Genomic DNA, 26,342 nt, shown 5'->3' on the forward strand with positions numbered 1-26,342 from the left:
AATTGTTAAAGAACGTTGACTCAACAACTCAGTGTTGGTCAGGGCTGCGTATGTTACGCCCCTTTTCTTTCAAGTCAAGAAGTTTTTTTGAAACTCTCAAAACCGCTTCTGACCTAGCTTCAGCTGAGCAAAATATCAACTTTCAATACTTTCGAGCTCTCAACTAAAGAGGCTGGCCATTTTATTTACTTTAAAAAGCACGTCAAGCCCTTTTTAAAACATATTTTGTTACCAACCTTACAACCAACAAGTTATCCACAACTTACAAATAGCTTACTAAGTACTGGGTTAACCTGTCGATGGAGCGGCATTATAGGGAGAAGGAAAGATAAGACAATCGTTTTTTTTGATTTTTTAACTGATCGATGGCAATTCAGACCAAACCCCTTAAAAACGACAACAAATAAAGCAATTCACACACATGAATTAGCACTTCATATTTATCGCCACAGAAGGTAAGTGTAGTCAAAAAACAAAAAAGCGGATAACCGATAGGGTGATTTGACAAAAAAGGCAGCCTATAGCTGCCTGCTCTTTATGCCACTTCCACGATAAAGTGGGGATTCAGAAGATCCTCCCGGTGATAATTCAATTCATCACCGTTGAACTGATGCACTTTCGCTCCGGCACTTTCTACAATACATTGGCCAGCAGCAGTATCCCACATCATGGTCGGTCCCAAGCGCGGGTAATACTGAGCCCGCCCTTCTGCAACCATACAGAATTTCAGAGATGAACCGACCTCTATCATTTTATGCTCACCCAAGTTTGACAGGTAATCCGCCATATCCGGACTCGGATGAGAACGACTTCCAACGACTATCGGTACTGTAGATAGTCTTGCTTTTATTTGTTCTCGTCCAGCTTTGGTCTGAAGCCAAGCTTTATCACTATCGCCCAGCCATGTTTTTTCCAGTGCAGGAGCATGAACAACCGCCAAGACCGGTTTGCCATTTTCAATTAAGGCGATATTGACGGTGAACTCTCCATTTTTCCGGAGGAACTCTTTGGTGCCATCTAACGGATCCACCAGCCAGAACGTACTCCATTCCTGTCTTTCCGACCATGGGGTATGTGCCGACTCTTCTGTCAGAAGAGGTATTTCAGGAGTAAGCCTAGTAAGCTGCTCAACAATAATGGTATTGGCTGCAAGATCAGCCTCGGTTACCGGACTACTATCCGCTTTCTCTTCAACCTGAATGTTGCCATGATAGCGCTCCATGATCGCAGCTCCTGCTTCAAGCGCTATGTCATAAATTGATTCGAGTAAGTTACTCAACCGTAGCTCCTTTTATTCGCGGATAATCTGACGCTCTTTTAAAGATGCTATACACAGGTCAACCAACTCTGTCACAGACACCTCTCCGGCCGATAGGTGAATCTCCGGTTCTTGAGGTGACTGATATTCAGAATCAATCCCTGTGAATTGCTTAATTTCACCCGCCCGGGCTTTCTTATACAAGCCTTTCGGATCACGCTTCTCACATTCAGTCAGGGGAGTATCAACAAAAACCTCAAGAAACTCCCCTTCAGGCAATAGCTCTCTGACCAACTGCCGCTCCTGACGATATGGCGAAATAAAAGCGCTCAGTACTATCAGGCCAGCATCAGCCATTAACTTAGCAACTTCGCCAATTCGGCGGATATTCTCCCTGCGATCTTCCGTTGAAAACCCCAGATCCCGACATAGCCCGTGCCTGACATTATCACCATCGAGTAAATAAGTGTGATAACCCAGTTCCGCCAAACGAAACTCCAGCGCTCCCGCCACTGTGGACTTACCAGCGCCACTCAAGCCGGTAAACCACATAACACAGGGCTTCTGTTGTTTTTGTCCGGCACGAAAATCTTTATCGATATGATGGCGGTGCCAGACTACATTCTCATCTTTATGTGGCTGTACTGCGGCTGTCATAATTAGCTCCGTAATAAAGGTGTTCTTTTATATAGAAGGGAAAAAGGGGAACAGTTGCGGGATCAAAACCAGCACAACAACTGAATACACAACAGAAACAGGCAAGCCCACACGAAGATAATCCCTTAGCTTGTAGTTCCCGACGCTATAAACCAAAAGGTTCGTCTGATACCCATAAGGCGAAATAAAGCTCGCACTGGCTCCAAATAAAATAGCCATGATAAATGGCATAGGATCTGCGCCGTAACTGAGCGCAAGGCTATAGGCAATAGGAAAAGCGAGCGCAGCCGCTGCATTGTTTGTTACCAACTCAGTCAACACCAGGGTAAGAAGGTAAATGGCAATCAAAGCACCATATATCCCCCAGCTTTCAAACGATGCCATCAGCATATTGCCCATCCGCTCGGACAGACCACTGGATATCATCAACTGAGCCAGTGACAAAGCTGAACCAACAATCACTATGATGTCGACAGGAAACCGGCGCCGGATTTCAGCGAAAGAAATGATCCCAGTAGCCAACAGTACCAGCAGGTATGCGGCAAGCCCGTTGATGATCGGAAAAATATCAAGTAAAGCGGCAGCAATAACGCCCATAAACCCCGCCAGGACGGCAAAGCTCTTACTGCTGTCAAGCCGGGCACTGGAATCCAGACCATTGACCAACACAAACTCACGATTGAGCCGCTGTTTCTTCTCCCTGAAAGTTTTCCCCGGCACCACCACCAAGGTATCGCCGGCATGCAGCTCTATATTGCCAAGACCACCAGCCAAGCGCTCGTGTCCTCGCCGAATGGCAACCACAACCGCATCGAACCGCTCACGAAAACGGGCGCTTTTTAATGTCTTACCGCGGATCCCTGCGGAATGGCTCACTATCAGCTCCAGCATAGACTGGCCGTTCATATGATGCTGACCAAATAAATGCAGCCCGTTAATTTCTTGTAGCGTTGCCACACTGCCGATATCCCCACAAAACAGCAAAGTATCTCCGGCCAGCAAACGGGTATCCGGGCAAACAGGGGCTAATGCCTTGCCGTCTCGGATCACCTCTGCCAAAAAAAGTCGGCGCAAGGCGCGCAGTCCGTTTTCTGCTACGGTTTTACCAGCCAGTGGTGAACCGCCTTCTATTTTTGCTTCCAAAAAGTAAGGCAGATCGTCCTGGGAATGATCGTCATATACAGGCAATAGATAACTCAGCGGGATCAGGATCAGCAAGCCGAACACCAAAACAGCCAGACCAATGGTTGTCGGGGCAAAGAAATCCAGTCCCGGCAATCCGGCATCTTCAACAAAGCTATTGATGATAAGGTTGGTTGATGTACCGATCAGAGTCAGCGTGCCACCAAGAATTGCGGTATAGGAAAGCGGGATCAGCAAGCGGGACGGGGCATGACGCTGATTACGCTTAATCGCCCCAATCAATGACACCACCACCGCCGTATTATTAGTAAAAGAAGATAAAAATGCCGTCGACAATCCAAGCTTGGCAACCACTGTCGACTGGCCGCCTTGTGAAATCTGGCGGCCAACCCAACTGATCAGGCGGGTTTTCTCCAAGGCAACGGAAACAAGGATCAGCAATACCAGAGTTAACAGTGATGAGTTGGTAAAGTTACCGGCCAGAGTCGGCAACGCAATCATCCCGGTCTGAAAACCGACAAACGCCGCCCCGGCAAACAGATATGCCGGCTTGATCCGCGTTGTCAGCAGACAGGTCACAATCACCATTAACATGGCAAGAACTATTCCTTGTTCCCAGTTCATTGCCTTATCCCAGTAACTTACTGATGTCTTTTGCATCCCAGTGCGGGAAGTGCTTTCGTATCAGCGCATTGAGTTCAATTTCAAACGCACTGTGGTTACCATCAAGAGCCGTTTTTTTACCTGTCAGTGCTTCGCGAACCATTCCTGCGCCCACGGTCACATTGCTCAGGCGATCAATCAGAATGAAACCTCCGGTATCGGTGCAATCCTTGTAAGCATCCACGGCTACCGGCTCATTAAGGACAACTTCACACAAACCAATACCATTAAGCGGCAGAATGTCAGTTTTGAAGGTTTCCAGGTTATTGATATCTACCTGATGACGAATTACCTCAACAGACCCAATGGTCTTCTTACCGGCAACTTTAATGTCATACTGACGTCCGGCCTCAAGCGGGGCTTCCGCCATCCAGACAATATCGGCCAGCAAACGGCTGCTCAGCGGCACCTCATCATCTTTCGCCACCAGCGTATCACCACGACTGATATCAATTTCGTCCTGCAAGGTTAATGTCACCGCTTGTCCCGGGAAGGCTTCTTTCAGATCACCGTCAAAAGTCACGATACGTGCTACGGTTGAACTTTTACCTGAAGGTAGAACTTTGACAGCATCTCCAACGCTGACACTGCCGGATGCGACGGTGCCGGCAAAGCCTCGGAAATCCAGATTGGGTCGGTTGACATACTGAACCGGGAAACGGAACAAGCCGCTGCCTTTCTCCTGACCGATTTCAACCGACTCCAGAATGTCCAGTAACGGCTCGCCTTCATACCAAGGCGTATGCTGACTGCGCTCAACTACATTGTCGCCATCCAGGGCCGACAACGGCACCAACTGGATCTCCAGCTCAGCATTCAACTTATCGGCAAAGGCTAAATACTCATCCCGGATCGCCTCAAAGCGAGACTGGTCGAAACCGACTAGGTCCATCTTATTGACGGCCACCACAAAGTGACGGATCCCCAGCAGACTAGCGATGTAAGAATGGCGACGAGTCTGATCCAATACACCTTTACGGGCATCAATCAGAATCACCGCCACATCACAGGTTGATGCACCGGTTGCCATATTTCGGGTGTACTGTTCATGGCCAGGAGTATCAGCAATGATGAATTTGCGTTTTTTGGTAGAGAAATAACGATAAGCGACATCAATAGTGATCCCCTGCTCGCGCTCAGCCTGAAGGCCATCTACCAAAAGTGCCAAATCCGGCTTGTCGCCCGTAGTCCCTACCTTCTGACTATCAGAATGGATAGCAGCCAGCTGATCTTCGTAAATCTGTTGGGAATCATGGAGCAGGCGGCCAATCAAAGTACTTTTGCCATCATCCACCGACCCGCAGGTCAGAAATCTAAGTAGGGATTTGTTCTGATGCTGCTCCAGGTAGGCTTCAATACCCAGCTCCGCCACTTGTTGTTCAATTGCGCTGTTCATTCATCCTCTCCTTAGAAATAACCCTGGCGTTTTTTCAGCTCCATCGACCCGGATTGATCATGGTCTATCGCCCTGCCCTGACGCTCGCTTGATGTTGCCACCAGCATCTCTTCAATAATGCCGGGCAGCGTATCGGCCTGAGATTCAATCGCTCCGGTCAGCGGATAACATCCCAAGGTGCGGAACCGCACACTCTTGTGCTCGATTTTTTCCCCCGGCTGCAACTCCATACGATCGTCATCAACCATGATCAACATGCCATCACGATTGACGACCGGACGTACCTCGGACAAATAAAGCGGAACGATTTCAATCCCTTCCAGGTAGATGTACTGCCAGATGTCCAGCTCGGTCCAGTTAGAAAGCGGAAACACGCGAATGCTTTCACCTTTATTGATCTGGCCGTTGTAGGTTTTCCACAGCTCCGGGCGCTGGTTCTTCGGATCCCAGGTATGGTTCTTGTCACGGAAAGAATAAACACGCTCTTTGGCTCGCGACTTCTCTTCATCACGGCGGGCTCCACCGAAAGCAGCATCAAAGCCGTATTTATTCAGCGCCTGCTTCAGAGACTGGGTTTTCATGATATCGGTATGCTTTGATGAGCCATGTGTGAACGGGTTAATCCCCATCGCCAGCCCTTCCTGGTTTTTGTGCACCAGCAAATCAAAGCCATACTTTTTCGCCGTACGGTCGCGAAACTCAATCATTTCACGGAACTTCCAGTCGGTATCAACATGGAGCAGCGGGAACGGAATTTTGCCCGGGTAGAATGCCTTTCTGGCCAGATGCAGCATCACTGACGAATCTTTGCCGATGGAGTACATCATTACCGGATTATCAAACTCGGCAGCCACTTCACGGATAATATGAATACTCTCCGCTTCCAACTGCTTGAGGTGGGTTAAACGCTTGGGATCCATCTCTCTCTCCATAACTATGCCAGCTTCACAACCGCTGTGTGTTGTGACTGCTGCTCCTGCTTTCCGAACCAATGTAATTTTTCTGATAGATTCACAACCTCACCCACCACAATCAGGGCCGGAGATGCTGCATGTTGAGCTAACTGAGCCAGCTCATGGAGCTGACCTTTCAAAACGTTTTGTGTCTGCTGAGTACCGCGCTCAATGATCGCAACAGGTGTCTCGGGAGCCCGACCATGGGAAATCAACTGCTGCCCGATATAACCGGATTTCATCAGCCCCATATAAATCACCAAAGTTTGCTTACCGCGAGCTAACGTCGACCAGTCAAGCTGGTCGCCATCCGGTTTCTGATGACCGGTAATGAACATCGCCGTCTGGGCATAATCACGATGGGTCAGCGGGATTCCCGCATAAGCAGTGGCTCCGGCCGCAGCAGTAATTCCCGGTACCACTTGAAAAGGGATACCGGCATCAAATAACACTTCCAGTTCCTCACCGCCCCGGCCAAATACAAACGGATCACCGCCTTTAAGGCGAACTACTCGCTTACCCTGTCGTGCGTATTCCACCAGCAAGCGGTTCGTTTCTTCCTGCGGCACACTATGAAATCCGGCTTTCTTTCCGACACACACTTGTTCAGCATCGCGGCGAACCAATTCCATCACCTCATCAGAAACCAGGTAGTCGTACAGCACCACATCGGCCTGCTGCATCAACTGCAACGCCCGCAAAGTCAACAGCCCGGCATCCCCCGGCCCGGCTCCAATCAGGGCCACCTGTCCTTGCGGTTCACTCTTAAGGGACAAAGACTGCAATTCGTGTTCTGCTTCCTGCTCTCGTCCGGCTGCAACCAAATCGGAAAAGCGTCCGTTAAAAGCCTGCTCCCAGAAATGGCGGCGCCCCGAAAGTGTCATGACGGTTTTAGCCAGCCGAGCCCGGAAGCGTCCGGCAATCTCAGCCATTCGTCCGAGGTGCTGCGGCAAAGTAGCTTCAAGCTTCTCGCGTATTAGGCGAGCAAGAACCGGCGCTCGGCCGGAAGAGGAAATAGCAACGATGATCGGCGAGCGATCGACAACAGAAGGGACAATGAAACTGCAACGCTGGGTATCATCAACGACATTAACCATCACCTGACGCTGATTAGCCGACTGATAAACCAGCGCATTAACCGCCTTGCGGTCGGTCGCAGCAATCGCCAGGAAGATACCATCGAGATCAGACGGAGAAAATTCATCAGCAAAGTGAGTCACTTCTCCGCTCTGTACAGCACGCCGGAAATCAGCATTTAGCTCAGGCGCAATCACCCGAACATCTGCTCCCGCCTTTAACAGCATACGGGTTTTTCGCCATGCGACTTCACCGCCGCCGACAACGAGGCAAGGCCGACGTTTCAAGTCTGCAAAAATTGGCAAGTAATCCATTCCAGCGCCCTCAGCTCCTATAACTAAAAGCACTATAGTCGGGCTTGGATATTACCTGAAATTCTATAATTTCATTTTTTATTCCAAAAAGTTTGGAACAGGCATAATTCCGGTGAATACCGACAGATAAAAAGGAGGGAGAAGAGAATTAACCTAAAATTAGCAGTAATTACAGGAAAGTACCGCTTTAATTCATATTTCAGTCAGGCGAATTCAGCCTATGTTATGCCTTTTTTGTATTAGTTCTGCATGATGAATTCGGTGAAACCATAAGCATAGCGAGATGTCATCGACCTTTTTACGCAAAAAATGCGATTCCGAACACAATAAGGTAAATAGCTCACGAAACAACGACATCTTTTTTGATACCTTTAGCACGCTTTTTTCTGTTCTATATCCTGGAGATAACCATGAAACTATCAGCCAAGCCGCTGTCGATTGCAGTTCTTGGTGGCATGCTGGCTATGGCCGGCCCAGCCACAGCAGAAACAATCAAACTGCGAATCCTGGAAACAACCGATATCCATACCAATGTGATGGATTACGACTACTACAAGGATAAGCCAACCCTGAAAACAGGTCTGGTTCGTACGGCCACGCTGGTAAAAAAAGCTCAGGCAGAAGTTATCAACAGCATCCTGGTTGATAACGGTGACTTACTCCAGGGCAGTCCAATGGGCGACTACATGGCCGCGAAGGGGATTAAAAAAGGCGAGGTTCACCCGGTTTATAAAGCCATGAACCAGCTGGACTATGAAGTCGGTAATATCGGTAACCACGAATTTAACTATGGCCTTGAGTTCCTACATAATTCGCTGGCCGGCGCGAAGTTCCCGTATGTAAATGCCAACGTTTATGATCTGAAAACCGGCAAAAACCTGTTCACGCCTTACATCATCAAAACCCATAAGTTCAAAGACACTGATGGTGTCGAGCACGACGTCAAAGTCGGCTACATCGGTTTTGTTCCGCCTCAGATCATGATCTGGGATAAGAAGAACCTTGAAGGCAAGGTAGAAGCAAAAGATATCAAACAAACCGCGGAGAAATTTGTCCCTCAAATGAAAGCGGAAGGGGCTGATATCATCATCGCAATCCCTCACTCAGGCGTAACGGCAGATCCGTACAAAGTACTGGCGGAAAACTCCGTATTCTACCTCACAGAAGTTGAAGGTATTGATGCCATCACTTTCGGCCACTCCCACGCAGTATTCCCGAGCAAAACCTTTGCGAACCTGCCAAAAACAGACATAGAAAAAGGCACCATCAACGGTGTGCCAGCTGTTATGCCTGGTCGCTGGGGTGATCACGTGGGTGTTATCGATTTGGTTCTGGAAAAAGCCGGTGACGACTGGACTGTAGCTGACGCTCAGACTGAAGCCCGTCCTATCTACGACAAATTCAAGAAAGAAGCCTTAGTCGAAGCTGACACTAAGATGGTCGCTGCACTGAAAACAGACCATGAAGCAACCCGCGACTTTGTTAACCAGCCTATCGGTAAAGCCAGTGACGTGATGTACAGCTACCTAGCACTGGTACAGGATGATCCGACAGTTCAAATTGTCAGCCTGGCTCAGAAAGATTATGTCGAGCGCTTTATCCAGGGTGACCCGGATCTGGACGGCACTCCGGTTCTGTCTGCTGCTGCGCCGTTCAAAGCCGGTGGCCGTGGTAACGATCCAGCCAACTTCACCGAAGTTGAGTCCGGTCAGCTGACATTCCGTAATGCAGCCGACCTTTACCTGTACCCGAACACTTTGGTTGCACTGAAAGTAACAGGTAAAGAAGTGAAAGAATGGCTCGAATGCTCTGCCGGTCAGTTCAACCAGATTGATCTGAACAGCACAGCACAACAGGGCCTGATCAACTGGGAAGGCTTCCGCACCTATAACTTCGATGTCATTGACGGCGTTCACTACACAATCGACGTTTCCCAACCGGCCCGTTATGACGGTGACTGTAAGCTAATCAACGACAAAGCAGAGCGAGTTAAAGAGCTGACCTTCAACGGCAAACCTGTTGATCCGGCACAGCCGTTTATCATTGCTACCAACAACTACCGAGCTTACAGCGGTAAATTTGCCGGTACCGGTGAAGCCTTTGTTGCCTTCTCATCACCGGATGAAAACCGTACCGTTGTGGCGGATTACATCAGCCGCATCAGTAAAGAAAAAGGTCAGGTTGTACCAAGTGCTGACAACAACTGGCGTTTTGCTCCACTTAAGAGCGACAAGAAGCTGAATGTGACTTTCGAAACTTCACCAGGCAGCAAGGCTGCGAAGTTTATTAAAGACAAAGGTCAGTACCCAATGGAACAAGTGGCAACAGATAAGGTTGGCTTTGCGGTTTACCGTATCGACCTGCAAAAGTAACCTCTCACCTTTCATCACATTAACAATATAACCACACAATACCGCAGCCTTGGCTGCGGTATTTTTTTGCTATGATGGCGAAATATCCCAACATTGATGATCACCGAGATGAAAGAATCCCTGCACCAATTTCTCAGCCAGCTGGGCGCATCAACAGAAACCGTTGAGCAGGCCGTATCCCAGGCCGAACTGATGGAACTCCCGACCCGCCACGTTCTGCTTAATCAGGGAGAGCCTCCGGCTTACTGCTACTTTCTGCTAGAAGGACTTTGCCACGCCTGCTACCTCACAGCCGAGGGAAAACAGTTCAGTAAGGAATTCTACTGGGATCAGGATGTTATTATCGGCTTTGAAAGCCTGATCAGCGAACAGGCTTCGCCTTACCTGCTGGAAACCCTTTCCGCCAGCCGCCTGCTGGCTCTGCCGTTTAACCTGCTGAAGCAATGGCGGGAAGAAGGCAATCCACTTTACGTCCGCCTGATGGAGCGCCAGTTAATCTTTAAAGAGCAAAAAGAAAGGTTCATGCTGATGCACTCACCGGAAGAACGCTACCAACTGTTCACTGCCAACTTTCCAGAACTTAAAACCCGAATAGCGGATTACCAGATAGCCTCTTATTTAGGGATCACGCCTATCAGCCTCAGCCGGATCAAAAAACGTCTGGAAGAAGAGTAATTATCCGGGGAAATTAACAATGGTTAATGTCAGGGAAAATGACGACAGTTAATCTGCGTTCAATAACTGTTTCAGCCAAGGAGAATACAATGCAGTGGCAATGCCTGCCTTTTGAAGAACTGACGACCCACCAGCTCTATGATTTGATGAAACTCAGGGTTGATGTCTTTGTTGTTGAACAAAACTGCCCTTACCCTGAGCTGGACGATAATGACCGCCGGGCTGGCACTCATCACCTGCTGGGCTACAACAATGATCAGCTTGTGGCCTACCTGAGACTGCTGCCACCGGGCACCACCTATACCAACGTCAGTATCGGGCGGGTCCTTACCGCAGAATCCACACGGGGAACCGGTGCTGGCCATGAACTACTGCGCCTTGGACTAGAACATGCTGAGCGATTATGGCCGGATCACACCATAGACATCGGTGCCCAGTCACACCTCCAGCACTATTACACCCGTTATGGCTTTGAAGCTATCTCAGAGGAGTACCTGGAAGACGGTATTCCCCATGTCGATATGAGGCTGAGCAAAGGGATAGTCTGTGGCTAAGCTCTCGCCTGTCGCCGTCGGTGTCCTTTTCCTGCTGCTGGGCAACCTGTCATCATCACTGTCTGATGTCGCCGTAAAACTGCTCGAAGGCGGGATCAGTGCCTTTCAGTATATGTTCATCCGCCAGTTACTGAGCGTGGTTATCATCCTGCCATTCTGGCTGAAACTGACGCTAGCACAGCGGGCCATCGGCAACACGTCAATCACAATAATACGAGCTCATTTAGTGCTGGCAGGGAGCGGACTGGTCATGGTCGCCCTGACTTGGCTGCCACTGGCGACAGCCAATGCCCTGTTTTATGCCGCACCACTATTGATGTTGCCACTATCGGCATGGTTGCTAAAAGAAAAGCCGGAGCGAACCAAAGTGCTGGCAACCCTGACCGGCTTTTTCGGTGTCCTTGTTGTCCTACGTCCGGAACATTTTCACTGGGCGGCTGTTGCTGCCCTTGGCTGTGCCCTGACTCTAGCCCTTTACAACGTGCTGGTCAGGAAATTACCAGCTCAGCAACCAGTCATCACCACATTGTTCTGGACCGGCGTGTTCTCTCTGCCAATTGCCGCCGCACTAGCAGTTATTTACTGGCAACCGATAACCGTCGATGAAATCATGTTAATTGCCGCCAGCGCCGTGTTTACCCTCGGCTATCATGGCAGCAGTGTCGTCGCTTACCGCCAGGCCGAAACCTGTAAGCTGGGATTAGTGGAATATTCAGGACTGGTATTCGTCACCATCATCGGGATCATCGGGTTTAATGAAGTGCCAGATCTGTTAACCACGATAGGTATTCTGCTGATTATCCTGCCAATGATGCCTTTAGGCAAATTGCGCAGAAATCACCGACCAAACACATCAGTTCCGGCTTCGGCTGACAAACTGACAGACGAAAAAAGGCCGCAAAGCGGCCTTTTCTTATTATAAATATCGGCTTTTATTTGCCTCGGGCAAAACTGCCATCTGAACGGCGGAAGAACAGCACAGGATCACCGCTGCGACTTTCAATCTGCAGCGCATCCAACGAACCATCTGCGGTTTGTTTATAGCGAAGCCACTGACCAGCCTTAATCCGACTTAGCGGTTTGTCTTTTCCCTCAATCGCAGCTACTGCGTAAAGATCGGACAGCGGCAGAGATTTATCGCGGAAGATGTTGGCAAGAGTTTCACCCTGCTTCACCTGATACTGCTGCCACTGCAACTCAACCGACTCCCGGGAAGCTGGAGATACTGGCTGAGGCTCCGGTGATACGGGCTCAGTTCTGGCAACCGGGCGTTTCGGTGATAGCGGCTCAGCACGCTCACCAACTGGAATTTTCGTCGGCTCATTTTCACCGAGGTTAAGCGAAATCTCGCGGCGCTGCGGCTCTCCGCTACTGACCGGTTCTGGAGCTTCACTAACAGGAAGCAGCAGCAAAACAGCGACAACAGGCACCAGTACAGCCAAAGCCCGGCGATGCAGCTTGGGCAAGGCTTGCCACCTTGCTTTCAACGGAGCCAGCCTGGCTTGAAGTTTTTCTTTATAAACATCAAGATTCGCCTTGTTAAGGGAAAGATCAGGAAGCTTAAATTCACTTTTTTTCTTTGAACGGCGTTTGGCCTGTCCCATATACAACACTCCAGAGCATTCTTGCTCACGCTATCAAACGACATCTTGTCACAAAAGTTTACCCATAAGGGTCTAAACTGTTATCCTGCCCACTTAAATTCACTCTAAATTAAAGAGATGACATCATGTCTGACGTTAAACTAGATACAGTTGAAACTAAAGCAAGCTACGGCATCGGCCTGCAAATGGGCCAGCAGCTGGCACAAAGCGGCCTTGAAGGCCTAAACGTTGCTGCGATTGCTAAAGGCATTGCAACTTCACTAACTGGTGAAATGCCAGAAATCGAAGTTGACGAAATCAACAATGCACTACGTGAAATCCACGTTCGCGCAGAAGAAGCTCGTAAAGAGCAGGCTAAGCTTGCAGCAGCTGAAGGCGAAGCATTCCTAAAAGATAACGCACTACGCCCTGAAGTTACAGTAACTGAATCTGGTCTTCAGTACGAAGTTCTTGTTGAAGGTAACGGTGAAATCCCTACTTCAGACAAGCAAGTACGCGTTCACTACCACGGTGAGCTAACAGACGGTACTGTATTCGACAGCTCTGTATCTCGCGGTCAGCCAGCTGAATTCCCTGTAACTGGCGTTATCGCTGGTTGGGTTGAAGCTCTGCAAATGATGCCTGTTGGCTCTAAGTGGAAGCTTTACATTCCTCAAAACCTGGCTTACGGCGAGCGTGGCGCAGGTGCTGCTATTCCTCCATACGCAGCGCTAGTATTCGAAGTTGAACTACTAGACATCCTGTAAGACATCTCAGTCACACAGTATGAACAAAACGGTGCTTTTCCAGCACCGTTTTTTTATCGTACCAGACAAGCGAACCAACTACCTTTCTTGTCAATCTTGTCAATTATTTTCAATTTAATTTGGTACTTAGCCCGCATTCCCCACTACGCTTATAACGTTAACCAAGGAGGATGCAATGACCCCACAGCAGACCATCACTCATCACTTACTTATCTTCGCAGCCCTGCTTAGCTGCCTGATTTTCTCAACCACCAGCTCCGCATTCAGTCTGTCAGATTTATTTGGCGGAGGTGATGACGAAAAAGCCGAAGCCACGACAACGGCAAGTAATCCGCTAACCGAAGCACTCAGCAACCAGCTAGGCGTCACGCCAGAACAGGCAGCTGGCGGTGCCGGCGCCCTATTATCACTGGCATCAAGCCAGCTCAACGGCGACCAGGCAACAGAGCTCAGCAAAATGATCCCGGGAGCCGATGCCCTCAGCGCCGCTATTCCACCGGGCATGAGCGCCCTGCTGACCAATATGGATACCATTAATCAGGTATTTTCAGCTCTGGGGATGGATGCCAGCATGGTTAGCCATTTTATTCCGGTAGTCATGCAGTTCCTGGGGAATCAGGGCGCCAGCTCCGGGCTGATGGACTCACTCGGTGCGATCTGGAATCCGGTAAGCTAGAAAACAGCGGCAGAAGCATAGCGGAAATTCTCCAGCATGCTGTCAGAAGAAGGTAAATTATTGAATAAAAAAAGCCTGAGCAATTAAGGCTGCTCAGGCTTTTGCATCAACCAAGTCTTAGTACAGTACATCACAATAACAAGGTTCAAATCCCGGAACCGTCGTATTCGCCGTCATCCTCATGCAGGCCACATTCTCGCTTAAGACCGAAGAAACGAGTTTCCTCTTCTTTCATACCCGGCTCCCACTTACGAGTCGTATGGGTATCTCCGACTGACAGGTACCCCTGTTCCCACAACGGGTGATACGGCAGATCGTGCTTTGTCAGATACTGATGGATATCTTTGTTATTCCAGTCAATCAACGGCAGGAATTTAAACAGCCCATTCTGAATCGCCAATACCGGCAAGGTCGCCCGCGAATCCGATTGCTCCCGGCGCAGGCCGGAGAACCAAGTTCCGGTATTCAGCTCATCCAAAGCACGTCGCATCGGCTCGACCTTGTTGAGCCGATTGTACTGTTTGAGTCCGTCAACGCCCTGCTCCCACAGCCTGCCAAACCGCGCTTCCTGCCAGGCTGGCGTCTGCTCTGCACTGTACACATGCAGATTCAGCGACAGACGCTCAGTCAGCTCATCGATAAAACGATAAGTCTCCGGGAAAAGGTAACCGGTATCGGTCAGGATCACCGGAATGTCTGGCTTTTCCCGGGTGATCATATGCAGCATCACCGCCGACTGAATGCCAAAGCTTGATGCCAGGGCAAACTCACCATCCAGATTTTCCAGCGCCCAGCGGACCCGATCCTGGGCCGATAATGTTTCCAGTTCAGCATTAATTTCCGCTAGCCGGAGAATTTGTTCAACTTTGCTTTGCTGGCGTAATTCAGCCAATGCGATATCAGGCATAGAAATCCCTCTTAGAAACTAAAACCGGCTCGATGATCCCTGCGCGGATGGTAAAGTCGCCAAAGTCTTCCCCTTCATTCCGCTCTGCCGCCCAGCGGCCGACTAAAGCATCAATCTCTTCCATAATCTGAGCCACAGTAATGTTTTCACGGTACATCTTCGGGATCCGGGTACCGTTTCGGTTACCGCCCAAATGCAGGTTATAACGCCCAGGAGCCTTGCCTACCAGGCCTATCTCTGCCAGCATCGCCCGGCCACAGCCGTTCGGACAGCCAGTAACCCGTAAAATGATATTTTCATCTTTTGCCAGCCCGTGTTTTGCTAACAGCTCTTCAATGTCGGTAACAAAACCAGGCAGGAAACGCTCGGCTTCCGCCATTGCCAGCGGACACGTCGGCAACGAAACACAAGCCATTGAATTTTTGCGCTGCTCACTGACACCATCGTCGATCAGCCCGTGATCACGAGCGATCTTTTCAATCGCCTTTTTGTTTCTGGCAGCCACACCAGCCACAATCAGGTTCTGGTTGGCTGTCATTCGAAAATCACCTTTATGAACTTTGGCGATTTCAGCAACACCGGTTTTAAGTGGCTTATCGGGATAATCCAGCAAGCGACCATTTTCGATGAACAGTGCCAGATGGTGTTTACCATCAATCCCCTCCACCCAGCCGATACGATCACCGCGCTCGGTAAACTCATAAGGACGACTGTCGGCAAACGTAATTCCGGCACGCTTTTCCACTTCCGTCTTGAAGACATCAATACCAACCCGATCCAGGGTGTATTTGGTCTTGGCATTTTTCCTGTTTGAACGGTTACCCCAATCACGCTGGGTAGTGACAACCGCAGCCGCGACATCCAGTGTTTTATCCAGCGGGATAAAACCAAAATCATCAGCCCGGCGCGGATATGTCGACTTGTCACCATGGGTCATGGCCAGACCGCCACCAACCAGGACATTAAAGCCCACCAACTTGCCATCTTCCGCAATAGCCACAAAGTTCAAGTCGTTGGCATGAACGTCGACATCATTTTGCGGCGGGATCACCACTGTGGTTTTGAACTTACGTGGCAGGTAAGTACTGCCCAGTATCGGTTCTTCATCCGTAGTTTCCAGCTTCTCGCCATCAAGCCAAATCTCGGCATAAGCCCGGGTTTTCGGCAACAGGTGCTCACTGATCTTTTTCGCCCACTCATAGGCTTCCTGATGAAGGGTCGACTCTACCGGGTTCGAGGTACAGAGAACATTACGGTTCACATCGCCGGCAGTCGCAATCGAATCAATCCCAATCTGGTTCAATGTCCGGTGCATCAGCTTGATATTTGGCTTCAGTACACCGTGGAACTGGAATGTCTGGCGCGTCGTCAGGCGAATACTGCCATACAGAGTATGTTCATCAGCGAACTTATCAATCGCCAGCCATTGCTTGGGAGTGATGATGCCGCCCGGCATTCGTGCCCGCAGCATCACATTGTGCAGCGGTTCCAGCTTTTGTTTGGCTCGCTCGGCACGAATATCCCGGTCATCCTGCTGATACATGCCATGAAAGCGGATCAGCTGAAAGTTATCGGCAGTAAAACCGCCGGTAATGCGATCATTCAAATCGTCAACAATGGTCCCGCGCAAGAAATTACTTTCGCCTTTCAGGCGTTCGTTATCTGATAATTTTTGCTCGCTCATTAGTACACATCCCTTTGATAACGCTTAGTCTTGCGCAGTTCATTCAAATACTGCTCCGCCTGTTCACGGCTCTGCCTGCCCTGTTGTTCAACGACTGAGATCAGGGCTTCATGGACATCTTTCGCCATCCGGTTGGCATCTCCGCAGACATACAGGTGGGCACCGTCCTGCAGCCACTGCCATACCTGTCCGGCGTGTTCTAAAATCCGGTGCTGGACATAAACCTTCTCGGCCTGGTCCCGGCTGAACGCCACATCCATCTGTGTCAATACGCCATCTTTCAGATACTTCTGCCATTCAACCTGATACAGGAAATCGTAAGTAAAGGTCCGGTCGCCAAATAACAACCAGTTCTTACCCGTGGCATCCCGGTTATCTCGCTCCTGAACAAAGGCGCGGAATGGCGCAATTCCCGTTCCGGGACCTATCATGATCACAGGAGTGTTATCATCAGCCGGAAGCTTGAAGTTATTGTTAGCTTCGACAAAAACTTTCACCTCTCCACCTTCCTCAAGGCGACGGGACAGATACCCGGAAGCTCCGCCCTGTCGGGTTTCATCCCCGGCATCGTATTCCACAACCCCGACGGTCAGGTGTACCTCTTCTCCAACCTCTTCCTGGCTGGAGGCGATGGAATACAGACGTGGTGTTAACCTGCGCAGCAAACCGATAAGCTGCTGTGCCGTCAGCCTGGTTTTCTTCTCTGCCAGTACATCGACTACCTGAGTACTGGCAGCATAACTGCGTAACTTGTCTTTATCAGCCAACAGCTTAGCCAGCTTTTTACTGCCAGACAGATCAGCATAAGCCGTCACCAATTGCGGGTTGGCAAGTGTAATTTCGTATTTACTGATCAGTGCCTGTTTCAGAGAAAAGTTTTCCCCATCAACCTCGACACTCTCCGAGCCATCAAGCCCAGCCCGAATAAGCAGGGCATTAACTAAAGCCGGATCGTTTTCGTACCAGACGCCAAGGGCATCACCCGGTTGGTAACTCAGTCCGGAACCTTCAAGATCAATTTCAATGTGACGAACATCCTTACCTGAACTGCGACCGGTAATTTTCTGATTGGTCAGCAAAGTTGCGGTATACGGATTTTGTTTAGTGTAAACAGACGTCACCTGCTGGGCATGACCAACCGGCAACTGGACTACCTCGGCATCACCAACTGATAAGGTTTCCTGAACCTTTTCCAGTGCCTGATGACGCCACTCAGCCGCCGGCGCATCATAGTCGACATCGCAGTCAAAGCGCGGCAACATTGGCTCGGCCCCTAACTTACTGAGGAAACCATCGAAATCTTTCGCCGTCTGGCAGAAGAACTCATAACTGGAATCTCCCAGCCCTATGACCGCATATTTCAGATTGGGGAGTTTCGGGGCTTTTTTCGACTGCAGGAATTCATGCAGTTCAATAGCATCATCCGGTGCTTCCCCTTCACCATGAGTGGAAGCAACAATGATGACATGGGTTTCTTTGGCGAGGTTTTTACCTTTGTAATCACCGGCAGCAAAGAGTTCAACGGCAACACCGGCTGCATCGGCTTCTTCTTTAAGGGCCTGCGCGACACCTTTGGCATTTCCCGTCTGGGAAGCATAAATAATAGTGAGCTTACCTGCTGGCCGGGCCGCTGCAGCAGGTTGCTGAGCAGGCTGTAACTGACCGACAGGCTGAGTCTGGCTTAAGCCCCAGAAGTATCCGCTGATCCACGCCATCTGCTGTGGCGTTAACTCTGCTGCGGCCTGCTGCAGTTGACTTATCTGCTTATCATTGAGTGGACTGGCTATAGCCGAGAGTTCCTTGAGTAACATGACACGACGATCCCTATACATTGCGTAGTGTTAGATTAGCCACTCAAGGAAATAACTAGAAAGAATAGATAAGAATGCTTTATAACTTTTAGTAAGGTAAAACACAGCCAGCTTTTCCGGCTTAACTAAGGTTAAGCCGGACTATTTTTGCTGAGACCATTTGCTTAGGATTCAGAAAGTATCTGCAATACGTACCTGATGGAAGCCAACTTCAAACGCCCGTTCTGTCGCGGTATCAATATCGTGGTAGCACTTTTCGCTGCCGGAACCGTCGGTCAGCGGAACAAAGCCCCCACGGCGATGCCGAAACTCGACGATCCAGCCATTAGCCTGAATCGAAGGCTCGATAACCGCTTCCACTATCTCGCTGTTGGCATATAAACGCTTCAGTTCAGTTAATGTCATTCGCCCATTTCCTGATAGTTGTATCACTTTTAAAAATGGTACAAAAAACCAAAAACAGGCAACAAAAAAGCCACGCAAAAGCGTGGCTTTTAAAAAAACAGCTGTTAAAGCAAAAGATTAGAAATCAACTTCAACACCGGCAAACCAACCATCCAGCTTCACTTCACCACCAGACTGTTTGATAAAGTCGAAATCGTAATCCATCACACGGTAGCCGCCGCGTAGGTTAAGATCAGCGGCAATCAGTGGAAGTGTCCACTTCACACCCACCTGAGCATCAACAGTACTAGTGCTGTCATAGTTACCGAAGTTCAGATCACCAAATACGGATACCGGCGTCATCGGCAGACCCAACTCTACGTTACCGTATAGATTTGGCTGCCATTCGCTGAAGCTTTCGTTTCCGAATTTACCGGCATTGAATTTCGACATGGTGATACCGATATCGAACGCAACAGCATCGTTATCAAGAATTTCGTAGTACGCTGTGTAGTCAGTCTGACCAAAAGATACATTACCTGCATCAACGTCGCTGTAGCGCAAACGGAAGTTTGGTACCAATGGGATAAAGTGCTCCAGCGCTACATAGTATGACTGGTGAGTATCGCTATCACTGTTGCTAGCATTGTTAACTTTAGCGTCTGCAAACCATGCATCCGCACCTGCCTTCACACCTAACAGCGTTGCTGCCTGCGCCGGAACTGCCGCTGACAAAGCAACCACCGCAGCGACAGCAGAAATTGTCAATTTTTTCATGCCGAGTCTCCGCTCTTATTAGAATTTTCTGATCGCGAAGACTATACCAGATGGCGTACAAAAAAACCGCATTTCCATCTCGAGCTTATTAAGCTCGGCACAAAATCAGCATTAGTTGCCAGAATCCGCTTATACAGGCACAGCATGTCATAACGGACCTGAATACCAGGCTTCAACAATAGTCGATGATGAATAGTCAATGGTTATGGCCGACGACGATAATGGCGACAATGACGCTGCTCGCCTTTTCTGTCTTTATATAACCAGACGGCAACGGCTATCAGGATCAGCCATGGTAACAGCTTGAACATCATGCCGATCATGCCAGCCAGCGCCATGACCACAAAACCAATCAGCACAGCAAACAACATGCCGACAATACTTACCCCGGTAAACACCAGTACAAAGGCAAACGCCAATAAAAACAGGAACTCAATCATCGTCAGACCTCTCTTCGCTTCAGTTTATTTGCTTTAACTTCCTTTCTTTTCCTTAATTGTAATAGCACAAACCGGACCAGACTCACGCCGTTTATCTAACTCCATATTTATCAGCCAGATACAAAAAAAGCGCGACCCATTTACTGTTCGCGCTTTTCTCTTTTAGCTTTTTCCGCCACTTAACATGGCGAAATTAACCACATTGATTACACATCAAGATGGGCAGGAATTTTCGCCATTGCCTGCTCCAGTACTTCAATACCAGAACCCGGCTTGTGGGCGTTTTCACTGATATGACGACGCCACTGGCGGGCACCCGGCATATTCTGGAACAAGCCCAGCATATGACGTGAGATATGATTCAGATAAGTACCTTTTGCCAGCTCACGCTCAATGTATGGGAACATGGCTTCCACCACTTCACGGCGTTTTTTCACCGGCTTGTTGCTTCCAAACAGGCGCTGGTCAAGATCGGCCATCATATACGGATTCTGGTATGCCTCACGGCCAACCATTACGCCATCCAAATGTTCAAGGTGCGCTTCAACTTCTTCCATCGTTTTTACCCCACCATTAATCGCCATGGTCAGGTGTGCAAAATCTTTCTTCAGCTGATAAACACGCGGGTAATCCAGCGGCGGGATCTCTCGGTTTTCTTTCGGACTCAAACCCTGCAACCAGGCTTTACGGGCGTGGATAGTAAAGTCGCTGCAACCGCCTTTTTCGCTTACCGTGCCAATGAAGTCAGTCAGGAACTGGTAAGAATCCTGCTCATCAATACCAATGCGGGTTTTAACGCTGACCGGGATATCCACCACTTCACGCATAGCTGCCACACACTGAGCAACCAGCTCCGCTTCACCCATCAGGCAGGCCCCGAAACGACCGTTCTGAACACGGTCAGACGGGCAACCTACATTCAGGTTCACTTCGTCATAACCTCGTTCTTGCGCCAGTTTGGCACACTGGGCAAGTTCCGCCGGGTTCGAGCCCCCCAGTTGAAGAACCAGGGGATGTTCTTCTTCGTTGTAAGCCAGGTAATCTGCTTTGCCGTGAATAATCGCACCGGTTGTCACCATTTCAGTATACAGCTGCACATGCTCGCTCAACTGACGATGAAAATAGCGGCAATGACGATCCGTCCAGTCGAGCATCGGGGCAACAGAGAAGCGGCATGAAGGGTAATCACCCTTCGCTGTTTGTTCTGTCTGTAGATCGTCGCGGTTGGCAACAGCACTGTTTGGCATCGAAAAAACCTCAATTTAACCCGTTTACCCGTTATCTGAACATCATCATGCCATTCTAATGACACAACCCTTAGCCTCTGTCCGGCAAAAAACCAAACGGAAAACCAGTATTCTTAACGGCTGTTTATATAAAAGAGAGCGGATTCTACCCCATTATGGCTTTGAGCCCAATAGGACCGAATGCTCCCCTTTTGCTGCTTTTCACTAATGCTGGGATAGCAAAAAGAACATCACATTACTTTCAATAAAAGGTGTAATACTCTGTTTTTAAATAATTAAATAAAACAACCACCAAAAACGTACAGCAATATAAGCTTTTGACCATCAATAACCCCAAAACCTGCACATTCGGTCTCAACCATTGAAATTCAATAACTTAACAACAAGCAATTCATTCTACCGTCCAGTCGAAAACCTTTTTTCTGTTTTTTACCCGAAAAGCTGTACAGGGATTTATCTGTTTGCGCCTTCCCCCTTGGCTTAGGCTATTCCAGCTACGACTGTTTATATATGGCCTAACAGAGCACGGTATGAGTTCACTTCCAAAGCATCGCTGCCTAAGCCCAATTTTTCACTCAATTGAAGGCACTGCTCTTTTAGTGGTTCCAAAAACTCAGCTTCATCTGTCATTACTGCAATTTCAACAAAACAGCCCAGTTCACTGACCACATCCAGAGTGACATGAAACTGCTCAAGAAAATAAATACTGCGGGATTTCTCAATCGTAAATGCAGGGTGATAGCCCAGAGTTTCCAGCATGCTACAGGTTTTACTCACCGACTCGACATTAACAGCTTCACATCGATCATTTCCCGGGCCTTTCACAATCCACAGCTTGATCCCGGAAGGCTTCATCACCCGTACACTCATGCTCATTCCTTGCTGAGCCAACTCCTTATCACCACGTTCAAAGTAAATATCCCGCTCACGGTTTTGGTCTACAAACACACAGGCACCCAACGCCTGCAGTGTCGCCAGTACAGATTGGTGCGATTCAACCCGGTACTTGTATTCCACTTCATATTTGCCCACAAAATGCTCACTCATTTCACTCAGTCCTTTGCCTTCATTTCTTTTGCCATTATTAAAACAGACTAAATTGTAAAAACTGGTTAATCAGTTTCTGATTCTGTAACTATGTCACAGCTTAGTGAGCATTAGGCTATAGCAGAAAGAAAGCACTCCATAAGGAGATACACCTCATATAAAACCAATCTTTTAGACATCCATAGGCCAAATACTAATAACATCGGACAGTAAAAATAAGCACAACCACTATCAGAAAAACAAAAATCACATTTAAAACAAAAGATTGAGCAAGACATCAAATTAAAAAAGAGAAACAAACCAGCATTTGGACAACCACAGGCAAAGAACTCAAAGAGCTGTACAAGCAATAAGTATCAATAACTTAGCTATCAAAATATTGGGAGAACTTTAAAGATGGCAGCAAAAAGCTTATAAATACAGATAAAGGTGTACGCACACAAAGATGATGGACGGCATCCTGTTATTACGGTACTACCAAGTAAAATCCAGACTGTTGAGCGTGATCCTACACACGATTTTTCTGAGCTATTTGTCCAGAATTAGTGGAACTAAGATACGTTTGGCACGAGCTATGATAAACTACTGCACTTGTCGCTGTTTTTTGAGGTTATATGGCAAATCAAACGCAACTGCTGAATAAAGCCCAACAGATTTGCGAGCAACGGGGAGTCAGGCTGACACCTCAAAGGCTGAAAGTCCTTGAGTTAATTGTTGAGCATCACAGCTCAATCAGCGCCTACGAGCTGCTGGACTTACTCAGGGAAACCGAGCCGCAAGCAAAGCCACCGACAGTTTACCGGGCTCTCGATTTTCTATTAGCTCAAGGATTTGTTCATAAAGTAGAGTCCACCAACAGCTATATTGCCTGTTGTGTCTTGGGACACGCGGATCACAGTTCCCAGCTGCTTATTTGTGACGAGTGCGGTACAGTCGAAGAGTGCCATGATGACGAACTGGCTAAACTATTACGTCAGAAGGCAGAAAAACACGGCTTCCGGATATCTAACCATGTAGTGGAAAGCCATGGCATTTGCCATAAATGTCAAAACAGTGAGCAATAGTTCCTTAAATTTCAATACAGTCATTATCAGATTATGCGTGCAGAATTCGTAAACCCTTTCCTAGCTTCGCTCCTGAATGTCCTGAAAACAATGGCATCAATGGAGCTGGCTCCGCAAAAACCTCGAGTGAAGCGTGACGAGGTTGCCCGCGGTGATGTATCAGGTCTTATCGGCATGGTTGGCCCACAAACCCGTGGTTCAATGTCGATTACTTTTGATGAAAACCTGGCGTTGGAGATCATGCAGCGCATGCTGGGCGAACGACCGAACGGGATTAATGAAGAAGTCACGGACATGGTGGGGGAAATCACCAATATGGTAACCGGCGGTGCGAAACGCATCCTGGCAGAAAAAGGCTATGATTTTGAAATGGCCACCCCAGCAGTTGTCTCAGGTCGCGGCCACACCATCACTCACAAATGTGAAGGTGCAATTATTATCATGCCGTTTGACTCTAAGTTTGGTAAGGCATTCATCGAAATTTGCTTCGATGGTTAACCCTAACCTCACTCTGTGAATCGCTCCAGTCAGATATTTCTGGCTGGCGATCCCTCTCTTCCCGTCTCCATATTGCTATCACTTTGAAATTTATGTGAAGCAGCCAGAAATCCCAGACAAAAAACTACCACCCCTCATATAATCGATCTAGACTTGGTTATGCTGAATAAGCATCAAGGCTCTTATAGATTGATCGTCAGCACGTTATTTTGCTCAGCCAAGCTGGCGAGCAAGGAAATACTTCATTCAAAGGAAAGATCGTAACATGAACAAACTGACTGGAACCGTAAAATGGTTTAACGATGAAAAAGGCTTTGGCTTCATTTCTGGTGCTGATGGCAAGGATGTATTCGTTCACTACAGTGCAATTCAAGCTCAGGGCCGCCGCACTCTGCACGAAGGTCAGAGCGTTGAATTTATCGTAACAGATGGTCAGAAAGGTCCACAGGCTAGCGAAGTTATTGCGCTGCCTTAATTTGGCTGAGCACCAAAAGTCTCAGAATAAAAAAACGCCGCAAATGCGGCGTTTTTTATATTCAGTACGGCTACTTATTTGCGCCAGTTTTTGAACGCATTGATCAGGCCGTTGGTGGAACTGTCGTGGCTACTGATCTCTTCAGCATTATTCAGCTCTGGCAGGATGTTGTTTGCCAGCTGTTTACCCAGCTCAACACCCCACTGATCGAAGCTGAAGATGTTCCAGATAACGCCCTGAGTGAAGATCTTGTGCTCGTACAGCGCGATCAGAGAACCCAGAACAGAAGGAGTTACCTGCTTAACCAGAATTGAGTTGGTTGGGCGGTTACCTTCAAATACTTTAAACGGAACAAGACCTTTCACTTCATCCAGAGACTTACCTGCTGCAACGAACTCAGCTTCTACCTGCTCTTTAGTCTTACCGAATGCCAATGCTTCAGTCTGAGCGAAGAAGTTCGCCATCAATTTAGGATGGTGATCGCTCAGCGGGTTGTGGCTAAGAGCCGGTGCAATGAAGTCACATGGGATCAGCTTGGTTCCCTGGTGAATCAGCTGGTAGAACGCGTGCTGACCGTTAGTGCCTGGTTCACCCCAGATGATTGGACCAGTCTGGTAGTCAATAGGGTTACCGCCACGGTCTACACACTTACCGTTAGATTCCATGTTGCCCTGCTGGAAGTAAGCCGCAAAACGATGCAGGTACTGGTCGTAAGGCAGGATAGCTTCAGATTCTGCACCGTGGAAGTTGTTGTACCAAATGCCGATCAGCGCAAGAATTACAGGCAGATTTTCAGCCATAGGCGCTTCTGCAAAGTGCTTGTCCATTGCATGGGCACCTTCCAGCAGCTCAACAAAGTTATCGAAGCCAATAGACAGGCTAATTGACAGACCGATAGCAGAGCAAAGAGAGTAACGACCGCCAACCCAGTCCCAGAATTCGAACATGTTGTCAGTATCGATACCGAACTCAGCAACAGCAGAAGCATTAGTAGACAGCGCAGCAAAGTGCTTAGCTACGTGTGCCTGATCCTGTGCTTGAGCCAGGAACCAGTCACGTGCAGAGTGCGCGTTAGTCATCGTTTCCTGGGTAGTGAATGTCTTAGATGCAATCAGGAACAGAGTTGTTTCCGGATTCAGTTTCTTCAGTGTCTCGGCAATATGAGTGCCGTCAACATTCGATACGAAGTGCAGGTTCAGGCGAGTTTTGTACGCAGCCAGCGCTTCAGTCACCATGTAAGGACCAAGGTCAGAACCACCGATACCGATGTTTACAACATCAGTAATTTCCTTACCAGTGTAACCTTTCCATTCACCATCAACGATGCGGGCTGTGAAGTGTTTCATCTTCTCCAGAACCGCATTCACGTTTGGCATTACATCTTCACCGTCAACCATGATCGGTGTGTTGCTGCGGTTACGCAGAGCTGAGTGCAGTACTGCACGGCCTTCAGTCTGGTTGATCTTCTCACCGCTGAACAGATCAGCAATCGCTGCTTTAACTTCTGTTTGCTCTGCCAGATCAAGCAGCTTGCTCATAGTCTCTTCTGTAATCAGGTTCTTTGAGTAATCCAGCAGGATGTCTGAACCGAAATTAGCCGAGAATTTAGCGAAACGCTCGCTGTCTTTTGCAAACAGCTCACTAAGCTGTAGATCCTGTGCCTCTTCAAAATGTGCTGTCAGTGCTTTCCAAGCAGGAGTCTGCGTTGGGTTGATGTTTTTCAACATGGTGAAGTTCCTGATTTTTTAATTTTAATCCATCGGCTTTATCAGACTGATCCTGCCCATGGATCCCCGATATTCTTAAATGTTGTCAATTGTAGCGCAACCTGCTGGCCTGGCTATATTTTTGTAATTTTACGACTTGTGACAAATTATGACGTGAAGATATCCCAAGCTTCATTGAGTCAGGTCACGAAAA

The 26,342-nt window shown here is 48.6% G+C and carries 25 protein-coding genes; 9 read left to right on the top strand and 16 right to left on the bottom strand.

The features are described from left to right. Positions 1 to 535: 535 nt before the first annotated feature. Genes cysQ through cysG form a run of 6 tightly spaced genes read right to left on the bottom strand, consistent with a single transcriptional unit; the run spans position 536 to position 7,461 of the window. Positions 536 to 1,279: a 3'(2'),5'-bisphosphate nucleotidase CysQ gene (cysQ, locus tag C942_RS22505; protein WP_036801551.1), complete on the bottom strand. Its 744-nt coding sequence runs from the start codon at positions 1,277 to 1,279 to the stop codon at positions 536 to 538. 12 nt (positions 1,280 to 1,291) lie between these two features. After that, positions 1,292 to 1,915 carry an adenylyl-sulfate kinase gene (gene cysC, locus C942_RS22510; protein WP_007470754.1) on the bottom strand — a complete coding sequence of 208 codons (624 nt, stop codon included), beginning with the start codon at positions 1,913 to 1,915 and terminating at the stop codon, positions 1,292 to 1,294. A 27-nt stretch (positions 1,916 to 1,942) separates the two neighbouring features. After that, the gene (locus C942_RS22515) at positions 1,943 to 3,682 is read right to left on the bottom strand and encodes an SLC13 family permease (RefSeq protein WP_036801562.1); all 1,740 of its coding nucleotides are present in this window, start codon (positions 3,680 to 3,682) and stop codon (positions 1,943 to 1,945) included. A 4-nt stretch (positions 3,683 to 3,686) separates the two neighbouring features. Continuing rightward, positions 3,687 to 5,117: a sulfate adenylyltransferase subunit CysN gene (cysN, locus tag C942_RS22520; protein WP_007470758.1), complete on the bottom strand. Its 1,431-nt coding sequence runs from the start codon at positions 5,115 to 5,117 to the stop codon at positions 3,687 to 3,689. A gap of 11 nt (positions 5,118 to 5,128) precedes the next feature. Then, the gene (gene cysD / locus C942_RS22525) at positions 5,129 to 6,037 is read right to left on the bottom strand and encodes a sulfate adenylyltransferase subunit CysD (RefSeq protein ID WP_007470760.1); all 909 of its coding nucleotides are present in this window, start codon (positions 6,035 to 6,037) and stop codon (positions 5,129 to 5,131) included. 14 nt (positions 6,038 to 6,051) lie between these two features. Next, positions 6,052 to 7,461 carry a siroheme synthase CysG gene (gene cysG, locus C942_RS22530; RefSeq protein ID WP_007470762.1) on the bottom strand — a complete coding sequence of 470 codons (1,410 nt, stop codon included), beginning with the start codon at positions 7,459 to 7,461 and terminating at the stop codon, positions 6,052 to 6,054. A gap of 410 nt (positions 7,462 to 7,871) precedes the next feature. Here cysG and C942_RS22535 point away from each other — a divergent pair, with 410 nt between their 5' ends. From C942_RS22535 to C942_RS22550, 4 genes are all read left to right on the top strand, one after another. Continuing rightward, the gene (locus C942_RS22535) at positions 7,872 to 9,833 is read left to right on the top strand and encodes a bifunctional 2',3'-cyclic-nucleotide 2'-phosphodiesterase/3'-nucleotidase (RefSeq protein WP_007470763.1); all 1,962 of its coding nucleotides are present in this window, start codon (positions 7,872 to 7,874) and stop codon (positions 9,831 to 9,833) included. A 108-nt stretch (positions 9,834 to 9,941) separates the two neighbouring features. Beyond that, positions 9,942 to 10,508 (top strand): Crp/Fnr family transcriptional regulator, encoded by a 567-nt coding sequence (locus C942_RS22540; RefSeq protein WP_007470764.1) that lies wholly within the window; start codon positions 9,942 to 9,944, stop codon positions 10,506 to 10,508. Positions 10,509 to 10,597: 89 nt separating this feature from the next. Further along, positions 10,598 to 11,062 carry a GNAT family N-acetyltransferase gene (locus C942_RS22545; protein WP_007470765.1) on the top strand — a complete coding sequence of 155 codons (465 nt, stop codon included), beginning with the start codon at positions 10,598 to 10,600 and terminating at the stop codon, positions 11,060 to 11,062. Beyond that, the gene (locus C942_RS22550; RefSeq protein WP_007470766.1) at positions 11,055 to 11,984 is read left to right on the top strand and encodes a DMT family transporter; all 930 of its coding nucleotides are present in this window, start codon (positions 11,055 to 11,057) and stop codon (positions 11,982 to 11,984) included. The genes C942_RS22545 and C942_RS22550 overlap by 8 nt, the downstream gene beginning before the upstream one ends. A 10-nt stretch (positions 11,985 to 11,994) precedes the next feature. Here the strand turns inward: C942_RS22550 and C942_RS22555 are convergent, their stop codons facing one another. After that, positions 11,995 to 12,666 carry a LysM-like peptidoglycan-binding domain-containing protein gene (locus C942_RS22555; protein ID WP_007470774.1) on the bottom strand — a complete coding sequence of 224 codons (672 nt, stop codon included), beginning with the start codon at positions 12,664 to 12,666 and terminating at the stop codon, positions 11,995 to 11,997. A gap of 125 nt (positions 12,667 to 12,791) precedes the next feature. Between C942_RS22555 and C942_RS22560 the strand changes: the two genes are divergently transcribed. Next, positions 12,792 to 13,412 (top strand): FKBP-type peptidyl-prolyl cis-trans isomerase, encoded by a 621-nt coding sequence (locus C942_RS22560; RefSeq protein ID WP_007470777.1) that lies wholly within the window; start codon positions 12,792 to 12,794, stop codon positions 13,410 to 13,412. Between the two features lie 175 nt (positions 13,413 to 13,587). After that, positions 13,588 to 14,088 carry a DUF2780 domain-containing protein gene (locus C942_RS22565; RefSeq protein WP_007470780.1) on the top strand — a complete coding sequence of 167 codons (501 nt, stop codon included), beginning with the start codon at positions 13,588 to 13,590 and terminating at the stop codon, positions 14,086 to 14,088. A gap of 145 nt (positions 14,089 to 14,233) precedes the next feature. Here the strand turns inward: C942_RS22565 and C942_RS22570 are convergent, their stop codons facing one another. The 8 genes from C942_RS22570 to cyaB form a co-directional block, all read right to left on the bottom strand. After that, the gene (locus C942_RS22570; RefSeq protein WP_036801554.1) at positions 14,234 to 14,995 is read right to left on the bottom strand and encodes a phosphoadenylyl-sulfate reductase; all 762 of its coding nucleotides are present in this window, start codon (positions 14,993 to 14,995) and stop codon (positions 14,234 to 14,236) included. Then, on the bottom strand, positions 14,988 to 16,679 hold the full coding sequence (gene cysI, locus C942_RS22575; protein WP_007470782.1) for an assimilatory sulfite reductase (NADPH) hemoprotein subunit: 1,692 nt from the start codon (positions 16,677 to 16,679) through the stop codon (positions 14,988 to 14,990). Before cysI ends, C942_RS22570 begins: the two co-directional genes overlap by 8 nt. Further along, positions 16,679 to 18,490 (bottom strand): assimilatory sulfite reductase (NADPH) flavoprotein subunit, encoded by a 1,812-nt coding sequence (locus C942_RS22580; RefSeq protein ID WP_007470784.1) that lies wholly within the window; start codon positions 18,488 to 18,490, stop codon positions 16,679 to 16,681. The genes cysI and C942_RS22580 overlap by 1 nt, the downstream gene beginning before the upstream one ends. A gap of 171 nt (positions 18,491 to 18,661) precedes the next feature. After that, complete coding sequence (locus C942_RS22585; protein WP_007470785.1) at positions 18,662 to 18,895, bottom strand: hypothetical protein; 234 nt, start codon at positions 18,893 to 18,895, stop codon at positions 18,662 to 18,664. A 117-nt stretch (positions 18,896 to 19,012) separates the two neighbouring features. Further along, positions 19,013 to 19,651, bottom strand: a complete 639-nt coding sequence (locus tag C942_RS22590; RefSeq protein ID WP_007470786.1) for a TIGR04219 family outer membrane beta-barrel protein — start codon at positions 19,649 to 19,651, stop codon at positions 19,013 to 19,015. Between the two features lie 203 nt (positions 19,652 to 19,854). Continuing rightward, positions 19,855 to 20,091 carry an envelope stress response protein PspG gene (pspG, locus tag C942_RS22595; protein WP_007470787.1) on the bottom strand — a complete coding sequence of 79 codons (237 nt, stop codon included), beginning with the start codon at positions 20,089 to 20,091 and terminating at the stop codon, positions 19,855 to 19,857. A gap of 206 nt (positions 20,092 to 20,297) precedes the next feature. Next, entirely contained in the window at positions 20,298 to 21,338 is a 1,041-nt protein-coding gene (dusA, locus tag C942_RS22600; RefSeq protein ID WP_007470788.1) for a tRNA dihydrouridine(20/20a) synthase DusA, read from the bottom strand. Between the two features lie 504 nt (positions 21,339 to 21,842). Beyond that, a complete protein-coding gene (gene cyaB / locus C942_RS22605; RefSeq protein WP_007470790.1) occupies positions 21,843 to 22,385 on the bottom strand; it encodes a class IV adenylate cyclase in 543 nt (180 codons plus the stop codon). 614 nt (positions 22,386 to 22,999) lie between these two features. Between cyaB and zur the strand changes: the two genes are divergently transcribed. The 3 genes from zur to C942_RS22620 all read left to right on the top strand — a co-directional run bounded on the left by zur (position 23,000) and on the right by C942_RS22620 (position 24,422). Next, the gene (gene zur / locus C942_RS22610) at positions 23,000 to 23,449 is read left to right on the top strand and encodes a zinc uptake transcriptional repressor Zur (protein ID WP_007470791.1); all 450 of its coding nucleotides are present in this window, start codon (positions 23,000 to 23,002) and stop codon (positions 23,447 to 23,449) included. A 33-nt stretch (positions 23,450 to 23,482) separates the two neighbouring features. After that, entirely contained in the window at positions 23,483 to 23,947 is a 465-nt protein-coding gene (locus tag C942_RS22615) for a chemotaxis protein CheX (protein WP_007470793.1), read from the top strand. Between the two features lie 265 nt (positions 23,948 to 24,212). After that, positions 24,213 to 24,422, top strand: coding sequence for a cold-shock protein (locus C942_RS22620; RefSeq protein WP_007470794.1), 210 nt, complete (start codon positions 24,213 to 24,215; stop codon positions 24,420 to 24,422). Positions 24,423 to 24,496: 74 nt separating this feature from the next. Here the strand turns inward: C942_RS22620 and pgi are convergent, their stop codons facing one another. Next, on the bottom strand, positions 24,497 to 26,149 hold the full coding sequence (gene pgi / locus C942_RS22625; RefSeq protein ID WP_007470796.1) for a glucose-6-phosphate isomerase: 1,653 nt from the start codon (positions 26,147 to 26,149) through the stop codon (positions 24,497 to 24,499). Positions 26,150 to 26,342 lie beyond the last annotated feature (193 nt).

Origin of the sequence: Photobacterium marinum (genome assembly GCF_000331515.1) — a bacterium.
Lineage (GTDB): Bacteria > Pseudomonadota > Gammaproteobacteria > Enterobacterales > Vibrionaceae > Photobacterium > Photobacterium marinum.